This is a genomic window from Rhodoferax sp., assembly GCF_028714215.1.
In the GTDB taxonomy this organism is placed as follows: domain Bacteria; phylum Pseudomonadota; class Gammaproteobacteria; order Burkholderiales; family Burkholderiaceae_C; genus Rhodoferax.
Window position 1 is genome coordinate 36,938 of record NZ_JAQTMS010000010.1, and the last position, 15,426, is coordinate 52,363.

Annotated in this window: 13 protein-coding genes; 2 read left to right on the forward strand and 11 right to left on the reverse strand. The window is 63.3% G+C overall.

Going from position 1 to position 15,426, the window contains the following annotated elements; genetic code table 11:
• Positions 1–17: 17 nt before the first annotated feature.
• Entirely contained in the window at positions 18–2,876 is a 2,859-nt protein-coding gene (locus PHS32_RS06835; RefSeq protein WP_301078172.1) for a serine/threonine-protein kinase, read from the reverse strand.
• A 187-nt stretch (positions 2,877–3,063) separates the two neighbouring features.
• Here PHS32_RS06835 and PHS32_RS06840 point away from each other — a divergent pair, with 187 nt between their 5' ends.
• On the forward strand, positions 3,064–3,639 hold the full coding sequence (locus PHS32_RS06840; protein WP_301078174.1) for an ECF-type sigma factor: 576 nt from the start codon (positions 3,064–3,066) through the stop codon (positions 3,637–3,639).
• Here the strand turns inward: PHS32_RS06840 and PHS32_RS06845 are convergent.
• From PHS32_RS06845 to PHS32_RS06880, 8 genes are all read right to left on the reverse strand, one after another.
• The gene (locus tag PHS32_RS06845) at positions 3,636–5,162 is read right to left on the reverse strand and encodes a bifunctional diguanylate cyclase/phosphodiesterase (protein WP_301078175.1); all 1,527 of its coding nucleotides are present in this window, start codon (positions 5,160–5,162) and stop codon (positions 3,636–3,638) included. The two genes, PHS32_RS06840 and PHS32_RS06845, sit on opposite strands and share 4 nt — an antisense overlap.
• Before the next feature lie 238 nt (positions 5,163–5,400).
• The gene (locus PHS32_RS06850; RefSeq protein ID WP_301078176.1) at positions 5,401–5,919 is read right to left on the reverse strand and encodes a hypothetical protein; all 519 of its coding nucleotides are present in this window, start codon (positions 5,917–5,919) and stop codon (positions 5,401–5,403) included.
• Positions 5,920–5,938: 19 nt separating this feature from the next.
• Positions 5,939–7,249, reverse strand: a complete 1,311-nt coding sequence (locus PHS32_RS06855; protein ID WP_301078177.1) for a hypothetical protein — start codon at positions 7,247–7,249, stop codon at positions 5,939–5,941.
• A gap of 4 nt (positions 7,250–7,253) precedes the next feature.
• Positions 7,254–7,613: a hypothetical protein gene (locus PHS32_RS06860; protein ID WP_301078178.1), complete on the reverse strand. Its 360-nt coding sequence runs from the start codon at positions 7,611–7,613 to the stop codon at positions 7,254–7,256.
• Positions 7,614–7,724: 111 nt separating this feature from the next.
• Positions 7,725–8,213: a hypothetical protein gene (locus PHS32_RS06865; RefSeq protein ID WP_301078179.1), complete on the reverse strand. Its 489-nt coding sequence runs from the start codon at positions 8,211–8,213 to the stop codon at positions 7,725–7,727.
• Positions 8,214–8,276: 63 nt separating this feature from the next.
• Positions 8,277–9,992 (reverse strand): hypothetical protein, encoded by a 1,716-nt coding sequence (locus tag PHS32_RS06870; RefSeq protein WP_301078180.1) that lies wholly within the window; start codon positions 9,990–9,992, stop codon positions 8,277–8,279.
• A 13-nt stretch (positions 9,993–10,005) separates the two neighbouring features.
• A complete protein-coding gene (locus PHS32_RS06875; RefSeq protein WP_301078182.1) occupies positions 10,006–12,069 on the reverse strand; it encodes a hypothetical protein in 2,064 nt (687 codons plus the stop codon).
• Between the two features lie 165 nt (positions 12,070–12,234).
• Entirely contained in the window at positions 12,235–13,452 is a 1,218-nt protein-coding gene (locus tag PHS32_RS06880) for a S8 family serine peptidase (protein WP_301078183.1), read from the reverse strand.
• Between the two features lie 17 nt (positions 13,453–13,469).
• Between PHS32_RS06880 and PHS32_RS06885 the strand changes: the two genes are divergently transcribed.
• Positions 13,470–13,679 (forward strand): hypothetical protein, encoded by a 210-nt coding sequence (locus PHS32_RS06885; RefSeq protein ID WP_301078184.1) that lies wholly within the window; start codon positions 13,470–13,472, stop codon positions 13,677–13,679.
• 155 nt (positions 13,680–13,834) lie between these two features.
• Here the strand turns inward: PHS32_RS06885 and PHS32_RS06890 are convergent, their stop codons facing one another.
• Complete coding sequence (locus PHS32_RS06890) at positions 13,835–14,512, reverse strand: hypothetical protein (RefSeq protein WP_301078185.1); 678 nt, start codon at positions 14,510–14,512, stop codon at positions 13,835–13,837.
• A 102-nt stretch (positions 14,513–14,614) separates the two neighbouring features.
• A complete protein-coding gene (locus PHS32_RS06895; protein ID WP_301078186.1) occupies positions 14,615–15,259 on the reverse strand; it encodes a sigma-70 family RNA polymerase sigma factor in 645 nt (214 codons plus the stop codon).
• Positions 15,260–15,426: the final 167 nt, after the last annotated feature.

A 15,426-nucleotide genomic window follows, 5' to 3' on the forward strand; every position in this document is an offset into this window, starting at 1 on the left:
AAAGCGTGCCTGGCCGTTCAAGCTGGCGGCTGAGCTGCCAGCCAACGCCCTTCCGGACGGGCACGCTCTGGCAGCACGCGGCGCTCAGCCAGGGGCACCAGCAGCGAGCGTGCGCGAGACACCAGCTCCGCGTGCATAGAGCGAGCAGGGCCGTCGGCACCGTAGTTCAACTTCGCCAACAGCACCAGATACTCACTGGCGATCAACTGCTCAACGACGTCGCGCGGATCCCGACTGGAGCGCATCGCGTCCAGCGCGGCCATCGCCTGGCGAGCGGCGCTGCGCGCCAGGTCCGGGTGACCATCTAGCACAGCCACTGCCGCCTGTGCCGTGCGCACTGCAGCCAGCAACTCCGAATCCCCTGGTGTGTGCTCAAGCTCCGACACCAGTCTCCCCGCCTCCAGCAATGCCAGCAACCGAGCCATGCCGGCATCCGCACGGTCGCGGCGTCCTAGCTGGGCCCAACCCATCACCTGAACGGCATCCAGTCCCGCGCGCTCAACCTGCACATCTTCTACAGGCCGGTCTCGCGCCGTGGTGGCCAACACGCGGTCGATGCGCTCGTACAGTGCTGGCATGCGGGCCTGAGCGCCGACGCGCAGCAACTGATAGAGCAGGTTGCGCGCCGCCACCAGATACTCGGCTCGGAAGCGCTGGTTCGTCGGATCGTCACGCAGATCGGCCTCGGCACGCTCCATGGCGGTCCATCCATGGCGCTCGGCATCCTCCTCAGCACCCGAGCGCGTGTAGATCAGTTGCAGGTGAACCTGCGCGCTGGTCACCATCATGGTCCGCTGCACGGCCCCGCCCGGCAAGGCAAACACTTTTTCGGCGGCTTCCCACGCCAGTCGCTCCTCTTCAGCCGAGGCCTCCAACCGCCCCAGGATGCCTTGCAACCCGGCATGCGTATGCAGCGCGTATGAGCGCAGCTTCCAGGCCCGAAAATGGCCAGGAGCGAATCCAACCAGGCGCGCGGTGCAATCCAGTGCCCGCTCTGCTTCGGTCATGGCCTGATCAAGTTGATTCAACCCATGGTCACGTTCAACCATGTAGTGGTGCGACGACAGTTCGATCTGTGCGGCACATTCGAAGGCCCTGGACTTGATGTCGGTGGGCCGCAGGGCAGCGACACGGCGTGCATGGTGGGCCACACGCCGCATCAGCGCCATGGCGTCTTCGAGGTGGTGACGCTCGCGTTCAATCGACGACAAGCCTTCCAGCGCAGACACCATGGCCGACTGCCAGTCGGCGTTGCCCTCCTGGCTGGGCGACAACGGCTCCAGGAGTGCCAGCGCCTGGCGATAGTGATCACGCCCGACGTCAAGTTCGCCCACATTGTCGGTGTAGGCGTGACCTTCGAGTTTGGCCAGCCCGTTCAACGCTTGCGCCAGATCAATGCGCTCGGCGTCGGTCTGATCCGTGTATGCCGCTTGCCGCCCAAGGTAGTCGGCTGCCGTCTTGACCAATACCTTGCGGGCTTGCGTGGCACCGTTGCGCAAGCCATCGTTGACCTCAAAGATCATCACGTTGGCCAAGCGGCGCACGTCGGCCAGATGACGCTGCGACGCGTCTCGCGCCAGCCGGGCCTCGCGCGCCTGCCACGCCGACACACCCACTCCAGCCACCAGCGAGACAAACAGCAGCGCAGCCAGGGCCACCGGCACCGTATGGCGCCGCACGAAGCGGCCTGCGACATAGTGCCAGTTGGCGGTGCGCGCCGTCACCGGTCGACCGTCCAGGAAGGCTTGCACATCGGCCGCCAGTGCGTCCACACTGGCGTAGCGACGTTCCACCGGCTTTTCCAGGGCCTTGAGCAGGATGTTGTCCAGGTCCCCCGCGAGGTGCTTGCGCGTGGCGAGCCAGTCCGGGTCATTGGTGAGATCGGCGGGCAGGGTGCTCGGGCAGGTAGGGGTTTCGTCCAGCACGCTGCGCGCCGCCTGCGCCGGTGTCGTGGCGTCGCGCCCGGTCGGCCGCACGCCGGTCAGCAGTTGATACAGCAACACACCCAGGCTGTAAATGTCGGTCGCGGTGCCCACCGGCTCGCCGCGCACCTGCTCGGGGCTGGCGTAGTTGGGTGTGAACGGACGGGTCATGCCGATCGAGCTGTTGCCGGCTGCCGCGGTCCCGCCATCGAGCGGGTCGAGCGCCCTGGCAATGCCGAAATCGAGCAATTTGACCTGGCCCTGGGTCGTTACCAGCACATTGCCGGGTTTGAGATCGCCGTGCACCAGCAGGTTGCGGTGCGCGTAGGCCACGGCGTCCGTCAGTTGCAGGAACAGCCCGAGTCGCTGCGGCAGGCTCAAGCCGCGCACCGCCTGATCGATCGGCGTACCGTCAACGAACTCCATCACAAAGTAAGGCAGACCGTCGTTGCTCAGTCCGGCGTCCAGCAGGGTTGCGATGTGGGGGTGATTCAGGCGCGCCAAGGCCTGACGCTCGTGCGCGAAACGCTGCAACACCGCCACGCTGTCCATGCCGCGCTTGAGCAGCTTGACGGCGGCGCGACCCTCAAAGCTACCGTCCGCGCGGCGCGCCTCGAAGACGTCGCCCATGCCGCCGGCACCGAGCGCACGCACAATCTGCCAGGGCCCCAGTTGCTCGCCGCTGCGATCGGTCTGGCCCAGCACGTCGATGGCCGCCGGCGCAGCCAGAAAGCCGGCATTGCCCTGGCCGGTTGGGTCCGGGCTGTGAGCCAGCAAAGACCTGACCTCGGCACGGACCGCGTCGTCGACCTCGGCGGCGGCAAGCAAGGCTTCCCGCGCCGAACCGGGCAACTCCAGCGCCTGCTGGAACAAGCGCTTGACGGTGGGCCAAGCTGGGGACGACGCAGCAGGGGATGCGTCTGCCGGGTGCAAATCGGGCTTTGAAATAGGCATGCTGGAATTTATCGAAGGGACAGGGTGTCTCAAGCTTACGGCCTCTTTTCTTGCCCAAAGGCTCACTCATCCCAATTTTTTTGATGACAAACCGACCAGACCAGCCTTGCGGCAGCGGCCCGTCAGCCGCCCGTCAAGGGGGTCGGAGACCACCACAACCAGCGCGCGACCGTGGTATCGTTACCGGATGCAGGACCGACCCCAAGACATCACCCATTGGCTCAACGCGCTGGCGTCGGGCGACGGGCCGCATCCTCCCGAGATCGGCAATGCCTTGTTCGCCTGGCTGTATGACGACCTGTACCGGGTGGCGCGCAACCACATGCGCAAGGAGCATCCGGGGCACACCCTGAGCACCACCGCGCTGACGCACGAGTCCTGGTTCCGGATGAACGAGCAGACACGAACCCAGTGGGCCAGCCGCTCGCACTTTCTGGCGGTCGCCTCGACCATCATGCGGCGCATCCTGGTGCACCATGCGGCGGCCAAACGGGCCGACAAGCGCGACGTGATCCTGGCGCCCTTGACACTCGCGGAGAACCTGCCGCTGGCATCGCAGGAGCAGGATGTGGTGGCGGTTCACGAAGCCTTGCTGGCCTTCGAGGCGGTCGATGCCCGCGCCGCCCGCGTCGTCGAACTCAAATTCTTCGGTGGCATGGAAAACAGCGAGATCGCCGAGGCGCTCGACATTTCCGTCGCCACCGTGAAACGCGAATGGAATCTGGCGCGCGCCTGGCTGCTGCGTGAACTCAGCAACGGCTAGGGCAAGGGGTCTGGCCGCAAACCGGGATTCAATTCCGCAGCCAGGGTGGATGAAAACAGGGACGGCCGGAATTCGACATTTTTCAGGCGATGCTCGTCCAGCGCCAGCCGTTCCAGTTCTTCGGCCGGCACCGGCATCGAAAAAAGATAACCCTGGAGTTCGTCGCAGCCCAGGCTGACCAGCAGATCGCATTGACCGACCGTCTCCACGCCCTCGGCGACGACCCGCAAATGGAGTGCCGCGGCCACGCTGACGATGGACTTGACGATCGATCTGGCCTCTTCACTTTCTTCCAGGTCGCAGACAAAGGCACGGTCGATTTTCAACTCGGCGGCGGGCAGCCGGCGCAAGGCCGCCAGGCTCGAATAGCCGGTGCCGAAATCGTCGATCGAAACATGGAAGCCGGCCTTGCGCATCTTGTCGAAGGTGAGCTGGGTCACCTTGGTGTCTTCCATCGCCACCGATTCGGTGATCTCGCAGGTAAATCGCCCCGGCTGCAGGCCGTTGCGATGCAAGGCCGCCTCGATGCGCTCGACCAGGTCGTCCTCGCGCATCTGGTAGCCTGAAATATTGACGGCCACCCGCATGCGCAGGCCGCGTTCACGCCAGCCGGCGGCCTTGCGGCAGGCCTCTTCAATGACCCAGTTGCCGATGGCACCGATCAATCCGTAGCGCTCGGCCAGCGGGATGAAAAGGACCGGACTGACCAATCCGCGCTCCGGGTGATGCCAGCGCAGCAACACCTCCGCCGCCGTGACTTGCAGGCTGACGGCGTCAATCTTCGGCTGAAAATAGAGTTCGAACTGGCCCAGTTCCAGTGCATTGCGCAACTCGTTGACCAGGATCGCCTGCTCACGCACTTCAACGCCCATTTTGACGTCGTATTGGCAGAACGCACTGCCACCGTTGAGCTTGACGCTTCGCATCGCCGTGGCGGCATGGCCCATCAGCTTGGCGCGCGATCCATGCTCCGGGTAGGAAGCAATCCCGATCGAACAACTCAGTTGGGTCTGAATCAGATCAAATTTGAAGGACTCGGCGAAAGTGTTGATCACCCGGCTGGCGGCCGTGCGGCCGACGGCCAGGGCGCCATTGACGATGAGTGCGAACTCACCCGCCGCGATCCGGCAGGCCTCGGCCTTGGGGCCAGTGCACTGCACCAGTCGCTGCGCCACGTCCTTCAGCAGGCGGTCGCCAACGCCTTGACCAAAGGCATCGTTGAGCAAGCCGAAATTGTCCAGCGCGACGTACAGGACGCAGAAGGCCCCGCCAGCGCTGTCAACCTTCTGAACCTGCGTGTCCAGCACGGCATCGAAACCGGAACGGGTCAGCAAGCCGGTCAACTCGTCGCGCTCCGACTGGGTCGACATCTGGTGCGAGACCCGCTTCAGTTCCAGCGAAAGGCGCAAGTTGCGCCGGCGTTCACGCCAGTAAAGCCACAGCACGCAGACCGCCAGAACCAGGCACGCCGCGGCGAGGCCCAACCCGACGCCCGGGTGCTCGGAGAAGTAGCCAGGATTCATCTGACAAGGCCCGCCATCAAAAACAGGCAAAACGCTTCAGGACCATGCATCACTTCGGCCAATAGGGAATACAGGCTCGGATGCTACTCGCTTTTCCCGGACCAACACCCACGGCGGGATCAACAAATGACCCCGGTGCGTGCCCGGACATCAGCATGACCGGTGCACCAAGCTTCAAGACGGTTTTGGCAAGGGATCGTTCAATGGCGTGGCATAGCCCGCCCGCCACCGCCGATGATCATTGCTGCGGCGGGGTTGGCTTCTCCGCGCGCTGACGCGCAATGGGGTCGCATGTGAGTCTCTGTGTAAATGTCATGGTTACGGTACCGCCGGTCGGGATAACCACCTGCTGTGGCGAGTAATGCTTGGTCCACGAGGCACTCGCGCCAGCGCAACCCACGTAGTGCGCCACGGGTGTCATCGGGTTCTCATTTTGCAGAGCCACCGAACAAGTACTTCCGCCCGCGACCACATAGCTGGGCCGGCCACGATTCTGCAAAGCCAGGTTCTGATAGCTTGGCCCGGCCGGAGTGCAAGACAGACTGAATGACGCCATCCCATGAGGCAGCAGAAACAACGCCCCGTTGGTGTCGAACATTTCGCCGGCCACTTTCAGCGTGCCGGTGGACAGGGGGGTGGCCGGGTTGCCCGCCGCGGCAGCTTGCGTCGCCAGCGTCAAACCGATTGCCAAGGCCAGCGCGATACCTGCCGGCGAGCACAAGATTTCCGCCAATCCACGGCGATGTAGCAGATTCATTTCGATTCCCCTCTCCCTGTCAACAGAAGCTGCAGCCGCTGCCATGCAGGGTGAGCTGGTAAGGATTCTGCTGATTGATTGCATTGTGATTGATCCACCATATCTGATTGAAAGCCCCGGTCTGGGCTGGCCCGAAATACAGGCTGAAGGATTTGCTCTGTCCCGGATTTATCGTGAATGTCCCGGAAGGACTGACTGAAAACGGCGGATTCAAATTGCCTACCGTGATAGTCAATGGGGCGTTTGAGTTGGCCGCATTTCCCAGTGTGATGGTGCGCCAGGCGGGCGACGTTCCAAGTTTGACGCTGCCAAAATCCTGGTATGACATGGGAGACAGGGTCATATAGATTCCGGGAACGGGAGCCGGCGGCGGCACCACAATCGAGGCGCAAATATGGGTGTTGTTGGCAGAGCTGGGATCGACCCAGTTGCCCTGCGTCACGCTGGCACAGTTCTGGAATGTGCCGCCCTGCGCCACGTTGAAATGCAGGGAGGCACTGACGCTCTGCCCGAAAGGTATCGTGTTGTTGTAGACGCAGGGCATGGAAGCCGCGACCGGTCCGGCTGCCGCCGTGCAAGTAAAGCTGCCACTGGAACTGGTGTACAGCGTACCCGGAGGTGGCGCCACCGGATTGCTCGTCAATGTGACCGGGCTGCCGGAATAGGTGTTGCTACTGCCGTTATGCACCCCGACGGTACACAGCACCGCCTGCGGCCCATGGGCCGGGTCGAGCGCGCAGGTATTCGTCATGCCCAGGTCTGCCCCAGTGGGCGGTGGCGGCGCTGGCACCACCACCGAGGCGCAAATATTGCTGTTGTTGCTCGGATCGTGGTCGGCCAGTTTGGGGCTGGGCGGGGTGGCCTGGGTCACCGTGGCGCAATTCGTCAGCGAGCCGCCCTGACCAAAGCCAAACCCGAAGAAGGCAAACTTCGACTCCCCGGGTGCCAGGGACACATTGGCGGTACAGGTCTTGGGCTGGATGGAGCCCCCGGGCTCGGGCGAGCAGGTGGGCATCAGGCTACCACCATGACCGGCCATCAGGGAGTTTGGCGCGACCACCGTCGACGTGTCCACAATCGTCATCGGGGCGAACGATGCCATGCCGCCAATATTCTTGACGGTGACGGTGCAGAGCACCGATTGCGATCCATTGATCGCGCACACGTTATCGACCTTCAGGTCGGGGCCCGAAAATTGCGTGGCAACCAGAGGCCCTGCAGGTCGGCCCAGAGGTCCAACAGTCTGGGCCCCTACCGGGATCTGGAAGATAGCCGCGCCGAGCAGCGGCAGCAGCCACCTGACCAGGCAAGATTTCAGTTTGGATTTCATTTCTTTACTTCCTTGCTGGCGCATTGGGCGCCTTATGACCCAAGGTACACGCAACCTTTGCGCCTTTGTCCTCCAGGACGCCTCCTGCAGTCTTGCAGGCATCCGTCACCTTGGCCAGGACCCCTGGCCGGCTTGATGTTCCCTGGTATCTTTGCTTCGCCGGCGTTTTCACCAAGACACACAATTCAGTGTCGACCTCTTCCACTTTGGGGAAGTTATTTACGTCCGGTTTCAGGCATACGAAATCGAAGCAGTTCTCCCCCTTCGCATCGCACATCAGTTTGGCATGGACAGCAACTGGGGAAGCGGCGAAGGCTGTTGCCAACGCAATCGTCAACGTCTTTTGGTAAAAAGCACCCATCATTTTCTCCTTCTCCATAGTGCGGAAAGAATGTTGCCGGGTCGCGAGGCCTTGCCGCCTTTTCCGGCTTTGCAGATCGGCCCGCTTGCCAGCATTCAAACCAACGCAGGATGACTACTTGAGTTGCGCAGGAATTGGCGACGTCCTGTCGCCACACGGCGGCTGCTCCCCATTTGGACAGGGTTTCACAGTCTTGAGGAGTCCCGGTTCCTTGGGATTGGTCGGGCTGGGGACGGGTGGTTTGAAAGCGGCGGCAGGCTGTTTCCCATTGCCAAGGATGCATGCCACCTCTGAGCCCTTGTCCTGCAAGACACCGCCAACACCCTTGCAATCAGCGCCTACCTTGGCCAGAACCCCTTGCCTACTTGATGTTCCTTCAGTTCTTGGCTTCACATTCATTATTTTCAGACACAAATTTTTACTTAAGCTTGTATCCTGCACGTCTACTGTCGAGAGCGTGGTCTTGTCGTACGGCAGGCAGGTGAAGGTGAAACAATTCGCCCCATTCGCATCACAGATTCGTGCGGCATATACAGCAGCCGGTGCAGCAGCGAAGACCGTTGCCAGTACCACCGTCGACATATTCTTGCAGAAGGTATTCATCACAATTCCCTGTTTAGAGTGCGGCAAGAAAGGGCATTGCCGCGTCGCCCAACCGTGTGGCATTCAAGGCGCGTTGGCAAACTCGCGCCATTCGCTCTCACCCACAAACTGGCCGTCGCCGGCCAGCGCAACGACGCGCCAGCGCCCGGCCTTGTTGACCAGTGATGCGGCGATGAAGGGCGGTGCGGTATAGCGGTTCATCCCCTCCTGCGCGCGCGGAGCGACACGGGCCGAGTAGATCCGCTTGCCGTTGGCCTCGATCTCCAGCCGGTACTGGCTGACGCCCTTGTTTTCCAACCACTGGAAGCTTGCCGCGGCGTCTTTTTCCAGGACCGCACCGGCTGGCGGTGCCAGCAAGGTAATGGGTTCCGGCGCCGCTTTGGCACCGGCCACCGGGCCACCACCTTCGCCAATGTAGTAACGCAGCACCGGCAACACAAAAGGCGCCGCACCGGCCGGCACGCCGGCCAGACTATCGCTGGCCTCAATGCGCAGCAGCAACTGGTACTGGCCGTAGTTTTCGTTGGCCAGCAATTTCGGATTCGGACCGGCCAGCACGGCCTGACCGATCGCCGGCAAATAGACGTTGACGCGTTCCAGCACCTGATACCGGTGTTGCTGCGCCCGCTCCAGCGGACTCAAACTGGATTCCGCCGTCAGGTCCAGCGTGGTCGGCTGAATGTCGTTGGGCCCCACCAGTTCCCAGCGGGCACGCAGCACACCGGCCCCCTGATAGCGCAGCATCGCGCCGACCGCCGGCAAGACCTGGCCACGCTTGAAGAAGCCGATGTTTTGCAGGCTCCCGCCTTCCCTGAAACCGAGGCGTATCTCGGTCAGCGCCAACGGCGCATTGGCTGCGTTGCCGCCCAGCCGCAGTTGAACCACGGCGTACTTGCCAGAACTGAACTGGCGCACGAAGTAGAAAATGCCGCTGCCGCTGCCGCTGGCCAGGGCTCGCTGGGTCGCCTGGCGCGCCATGGTTTCCGGCACCGCAAGCGTTTCGCCGGTTAGCAGGCCAGCGCCAAAGCCCATGGCTGCATTCGCAAAGCCCAGGCTGCTGCCGGGCTGGCAGGGGTTGCTGCTGCTGACGCCGCTGACCGGGTAGGCCCCATTCAGCGCAGCGCAAAACTGCCCACCCAGGGGCGTGTCGGCACTCGCCAGGGCATAGCGCACCAGCACAGTGGACGCCGCGGCCTGGGCGACATCCTGTAACGAAGATGTGGCGCTGATGATGCCGCCCGGCGCCGGCTCGATCAGGTTCACCTGGAAGGTCACAAAACGCGCGGCAATGGGCGGCGCCGCCGGAGAACTCTGGCTCTGAAATTGGGTAACCACAAAAAATTGCCGGCCACCGTAACGCTGGCCATAAGCCGCCAGTGTGGCAACCATGGCACTGAGCTGCGCCGGGGTGTAGCTGGCACCATAGGTTTGCGGCGTGGTGCTACTGGCCGCGGCGCCCACGTTGACGCTGCCCAATACGCTGGCCGGCTGGCACGGGTTGACCAGGCCGACCCCTGGCGCTCCCCCGGCGAGCGCGGCGCAGACGGTGGCATCGGGCAAGCGGGCACCCGTGCCGCTGCGTGCCAGCGGCGTTACCGTCACCATGACAGAGCCCCCCGCCATGACGTTCAAATTGAAAGTGCTGGGCGCGACGGCGAAGACCTGGGCCTGCACCGGCAGCACCACGGCCACCATGGCAAGCAGCAAACACCAGCGGCGGCATCGGGCCAGGACGCCCTGTGCCGGCAACAGTTCTTCTGGAATGCAGGAGTGTTTCATGCAGCGCTTTCAGTTAAAAAAACGACAGGCTCAGGGCCGCGTTAAGGGTTTTGTAGCGAATGCCAATGCCCAGTGAATTGACGTTGCTGTCGCTGTAGCTCAAGGTCCACTGGCCAGGCAACTTGGCACCGAACGAGGTCAGATTGAATTGCTTGGTCAGCTGCAACTGGGCCAGCAGGGTTTCGTTGTCGTTGCTGAAGATGGAGTCATGGTCGTGACTGGCACTGACGTTCGCGATGAAGTTGTAGCGGTCGCCAAAGCGCCAATTCAAGCCGGCCTGGGCGGTGTTGTTATAGCGCTCGATCCCGCTGTCGCGCTGCTCCGAGCGGCGCTTGCCGGCGCCGCCATTGAGGCTCAGGAATTCTGTTGCCTGGTAGGACGCCGTCACCATGTGTCCGACGTCCAGCAGGTCCTGCAACTCCAGGCCCGACTGGCTGTTGTCCTGCAGGTTGCGGCTGTATTGGTAACCGAAGTTGAAGCGGCTCACCGTCCAGTTCAATCCCAGACCGTCGGTCGTCACCATGACATCGGGCAGATTGGCAATCGTTTGCCCCAGCGGAATGTGGTTTGTGTCTGCCAGGTTGTGGTTGCGGCCGTGGGTGTAGCTGAGCGTGGGCGCCCACGGCGGCGGCTGCGCGCTGTCCAGCATCTGGCCCAACGGTGCGCTCAGCATGAAGTTGAGGGTTTGGGCGCGGTTGATCAGAAAGGCCGCGGCGTTATCGACGTTGTCGGATCGGTTGCCCAACTGCAGTTGGCCGGCCAGCACACCCAGGCTGGCATTCAGCGCCACCGTGTCGCTGATGTAGTTGGCCGCTTGCGGCGAACCGAGCGACTTGTAGGTCGCCGCCGAATACTCGTGGCGCGCCTGCAGCGTCGTCGAGAATGCGTAGTCTTTGCTGACCTGCGCACCTCTCACCAGGTCGTAAGCCAGGTCCGCGTACCAGGAGTCGCCCGAAGTGGTTGGCAGCGGCGCCACATTGAGCGCCGCATTGCCCAAACTGGTGAAATCGCTGTGGGCAAAAGCGAGGTCCGCGCGCAAACGGCCGTCCTGGCTGCGGGACTGCGCCCGCAGCCCCCAGCCACGGCTCTCTTCCGCGTCCTGCAAGCTGGCGATGCCGGCGACCAATTGGGGCTTGACGGCGCCCTGAAACGAAGTGGCTTCCAGCCTGAACCCCCCCGCACGTTCCAGCAGTTCCACGCCGGCGGTGGCGGTCGCCAGCCGATGCTCGACATCGTTCACACCGAGGAAGTTGCTGGCGCCCAGCGTCTGAGTGCCGTTTTGCAGTGCCGCGACCAGGTCCACCCGGCTGCCAAATTTCTGCGTCAACAGCACGCCCCGATTGCCAATGGCGTTGGCTAGCAGAGGGTTGGTGCCGGCCTGCACCTGGCCTAGGGCCAGCCCGGTCTGGCCCACCCCGCTGTTGAAAGTACTGTCGATCAAATAGCTGGTCACATCCAGTTTGGGTGCATCATCGCCGCGGCTGACAAAGCTGACGGTCTCGGGTCGGTAGCTGCTGCCGGCGACATTGAACTGTGACTTGACCGACCAGTCGGCACCCCCATGCTCGGTTTGCAGACCCCCCTGCACGGTCAGGTCGGCGTAGGTGGCTCGGGTCGGCGGCTGGGCGCTGTCTGAATGGGACTCGGCCAGTTGCGACTTGGCTCCGACGATCAGGCTTGGACGGTAAACAGGCGTCCTGTTGCCAGCCGGCGGCGGCGCCACGGAAATTGAAGCCTGGCCAATTTCAAGCCATTGGTTGCTTACGCCGATCCGGTACACCCGCAACAGGTTGCTGCCCACCGGCAAAGGCATGGCAGCGAACACGCCTTCCAGTCTGGTGGGTGATACCCATCGAAAATTCGCCGTCACATCCTCGGTCCCCACGATCACGGCGAATTGGCCGTCGCTGGCGTTCACCGCGCTGGCGAAAACCAGAGTGACATTGTCCGTGGCGGCTATCGTTTTTCCGGCAAAACTGGCTTCAAAACCGGCAGCGGTTGCCTGCGCCAACGCGGCGCCAGGGGCTGCCGCACCCAGAACCATGCCGACCGCCAGGACACTGATGGTGAATCTCATGAATACCTCGCTTCTATCTGCAAAATCGACCCTAGGGTCATCGCTTCATAGGTAAGTCGAAGCGAAAGCAGACGCGGTTCAACGCGGGCGAATAAATATTTGCAGAGTCGGGCGCAACGGCGTAAGCCGGACCAGAACATCCAGCATCCCGTTTCCAGTTGAGGATCAGGGTCTGTTCACAATCCCGCTGGAATTCTTCTGCACCAGGCCGCAGCCCGGCACGCTGCTCTTTTCCGGCTTGCGTGCCTGTGCGCAGACTTCCTCGCGCCGCTGGGCCGCCGACAAAGTCCAGAAACGCGGCGCCTGCCAGGCCAGCGCCGCGCTGGCCAGCGCCGCTGCGTAAGAGGTGCCGCTGACATAGCGGCCTTCGCCACCGGCCGCGGGAACCCAGAGTTCCACGCCGGGAGCCGCCAGGGTAACGTAGCCGGCCCGGCTGGCCTGCGCGTAGAGCTGGCCGGCCGCGTCAACGGCGGTCACCGCCCAGACCCCCGGATAGGCCGCCGGATAAGTGGGCGGAGCGTCGCCGTCGGGGCGGTTGCCGGCGGCAGCCACCAGGGCAACATTTTTTGCCAGCACCCGGTTCACCACAGCCTTCAGGATGTCGTCCCCCTGGCCGCCCAAACTCATGTTGATCATAGCCACCTGTTGTCCCAGCAACCAGTCCAGCGCCAGCGCCAAAGCCAGGCTGTTGGTGGTGGGCTTGCCGTTGAGCTCGCGCATGGCGCCGACCCAGGCCAACTGCACCGGTGGTGCCGAACCGGCGAAGCCGTTGCTCTGTGAGACACCGGCCAGCAGTTGCAGGATGGCATTTCCGTGCGCCGTATCGGCCGCCTTGTCAGCGGGACCCAGCACACTGCGCTGCGTGATGAGGCTGCCATTCAGCGCGATGGGCTGCGTCAGCGCGGGGTCCACCCCGGTGTCGACCACCCCGAGGCGAAAAGTCGGCGCCTGCGGTCTTTTCAGGTTCGCGCCGCCCAGCATTTGCTGCGCATAAAGCCTGGGCGGGATGTTGCCGGCAGCGGCTGGTGCCTGCATCGGCAGGCTGCGTGCGTTCAGGTCGACGATCCACTGCGGCTGCTCGGCGCGCAATCGCTGGCGCATGGCCTGTGCCTCGGACTCACCGGGCAGGGCAAACATGGCCACCACAAACCCAAGATTGCCCAGGCTATAGCGCTGCCGTGGCCGCAACTGGTAGCGCTGTTGCAGGGTTGACAGGCCCGGGGCGGCAGCCTCATCGCTCAGCCACAGGACCAACAGCTGGCCGGGTTCAAAAGCCGCCTGCGGGCTGACCTTCTCGGCCGGTGTTGGATTGAAAGCGGGTGCCACGAACTGCGGCGCGGCACCCGAGGCGACGGCCGGCAGACCCGAAGCTGTCGCTGGCACCGAGGACGCCGGTGCCAATGGCAACGGCGCAGGCGACAGGGTCGGTGCTGGCAGCACCGGCGGCGCCGTGGCCGACCTTGTCGGCACAGGCACAGGCGATGGCGATGGCGGCGACACGGCCGACACCGCTGGCTGCGGCGCTGCCGCCACACTGGCTGGTGGCGCTGATGCCGCGCTGGCTGGTGGCACTGGCGCCACGGCCGCTGGCATGCTGGGCGGCCGGGTAGATGAAAGGGTTGGCGCAGCGGGCTGACTGGCCCGTGCCGAAGCCGGACCGGCGGCTGTGGGCGTTACCGTTTGGGCGGCCGCCGTGCCCAAGACCAGCCACAAAGCACAGGGCGCGAGCAGGACGAGGCGCTTCATCCTGGCCCTTGGCGCCGTCTCAACGCTGCACCGACTCGACCACCGCCGGGGCCTGCCGCAGTTGCAGGATGGCGCTGTCAACATGATCCCTGGCCACCGCCAGCGTGTACAGGCCCAGTGCGCTGGGTCCGGCCACAATTTGCAGTTGGGCATTGGCCAAGACGCCCCGCATGGCGGACTCCGTCACCGTTGGCTTGAAGGCAACGGTCAGCAGCACTTGGCCGGGCAGCGCCGAAATCGGCGCCGACGCGCTGCCCAACGGAGCCTGGCTGGCCGGTGTTGTGAAGACCAAGGCGCCTATGACACCGATCTGCACGATAAGCACCAACGTCAGGCTCAACGCCAGCGCAGGCAAGCGCACACCCAACAGAGCCGTGAGCCAGCCCGTGATGCGATCAGCCAGGGGCGTCGACTGAGCCAGGGCGGCAGCGCGGCTTGGCGCTTCCTGTTCCCCTTTGTCGAGCTCAATGCGCTGCATCAGCGCCTTCAAACCGGCCTCCGCCAACGCCGGCTCGGGTTGGGCCAGCTGTTGCAACTGGTTGGCCGTTTTTTTCAACCAGGCCATTTCCGCCTCGATGTCCGGGTGTTGCGCCAGGTTCTCTGCCAGCCACAACTCCATGAAGGTGCGCTCCTCATCCCCCAACGCGCCCCGCACATGCCAGGGCAAAAGCTCGCGCACGCGTTCCAGCTCATTCACGGCAGAACTCCGGGTCGTTGGAAAATCGTGGTTCGCTCGCCATCACAGTGGGTCGTAGCGCAAGCGCTGCCGGTTCACTCCGAATCAATTCTCCAGGCTCCTTTACTGTAGATTCCGCCGATCCGTCATTTGTCGTGCACCACTGTAACCGGGTTGTTTCAGGCCACGATCCTCATTGAGCCATTGCGCCAAGCTCGCCTTGAGCTTGGCCTTGGCATGGAACACCCGCGTTTTCACGGTGCCACTGGGGCAATTCTGCACCAAAGCGATGTCCTTCACACTCAGTCCCTCGACCAGCAGCAAATGCAGGCATTCGCGCTGCTCCATGGGCAACAAACTCATGCAATAGTCCAACTGCTGGGCGCGCTGCCGGTTCGCCAGAATAGACAGCAAATCGGCGTTTTGATCTGCCAGCGAATCGGCAAAGTCGTCGATATCAACATGGCTTTGCGTTGTGGCGTGCGGGTTCTTGCGCACGGCGTCGAGCGCCTTGTGCCGTGCAATGCCCAGCACCCAGGTCTTGACCAGCGAGTCGCCGGCAAAGTCGGGCGCCGCCCGCCACACCTCGTACAAGGTATCCACCACTACCGCCTGGACCTCGTGATCGTCGGCATAACTCATGCGGCGACGGACAAATGCGAACACACTGCCGGCCAATGCACGGTACAGCAATGTCATGGCGACCTCACTGTCCGGACTGCGCTTGGCAATCCGGCTCAGCAAGGCTCGATGGTTTGCGTCGGTCATGTCTCCTTCTAGTGTTTTCCTGAAACGGGTATCGCCTGCCACCGTCCCGGATCACCGATTTGTTTGCACCTCAGCGTGACCTGTTTCACTCTACTCCGACTCAATTGGTGCTTGGCAACAAATTGTCACAATTTTTGTAGGTGAATACCCGTGTGCGGGACAGTCGT

Coding starts and splice junctions, on each gene's coding strand:
- PHS32_RS06850 (WP_301078176.1), bottom strand. CDS start 5,919: ATGAATCTGCTACATCGCCGTGGATTGGCGGAAATCTTGTGCTCGCCG.
- PHS32_RS06895 (WP_301078186.1), bottom strand. CDS start 15,259: ATGACCGACGCAAACCATCGAGCCTTGCTGAGCCGGATTGCCAAGCGC.
- PHS32_RS06855 (WP_301078177.1), bottom strand. CDS start 7,249: ATGAAATCCAAACTGAAATCTTGCCTGGTCAGGTGGCTGCTGCCGCTG.
- PHS32_RS06845 (WP_301078175.1), bottom strand. CDS start 5,162: ATGAATCCTGGCTACTTCTCCGAGCACCCGGGCGTCGGGTTGGGCCTC.
- PHS32_RS06875 (WP_301078182.1), bottom strand. CDS start 12,069: ATGAGATTCACCATCAGTGTCCTGGCGGTCGGCATGGTTCTGGGTGCG.
- PHS32_RS06885 (WP_301078184.1), top strand. CDS start 13,470: ATGGCAACGGCGCAGGCGACAGGGTCGGTGCTGGCAGCACCGGCGGCG.
- PHS32_RS06870 (WP_301078180.1), bottom strand. CDS start 9,992: ATGAAACACTCCTGCATTCCAGAAGAACTGTTGCCGGCACAGGGCGTC.
- PHS32_RS06835 (WP_301078172.1), bottom strand. CDS start 2,876: ATGCCTATTTCAAAGCCCGATTTGCACCCGGCAGACGCATCCCCTGCT.
- PHS32_RS06860 (WP_301078178.1), bottom strand. CDS start 7,613: ATGATGGGTGCTTTTTACCAAAAGACGTTGACGATTGCGTTGGCAACA.
- PHS32_RS06865 (WP_301078179.1), bottom strand. CDS start 8,213: ATGAATACCTTCTGCAAGAATATGTCGACGGTGGTACTGGCAACGGTC.
- PHS32_RS06840 (WP_301078174.1), top strand. CDS start 3,064: ATGCAGGACCGACCCCAAGACATCACCCATTGGCTCAACGCGCTGGCG.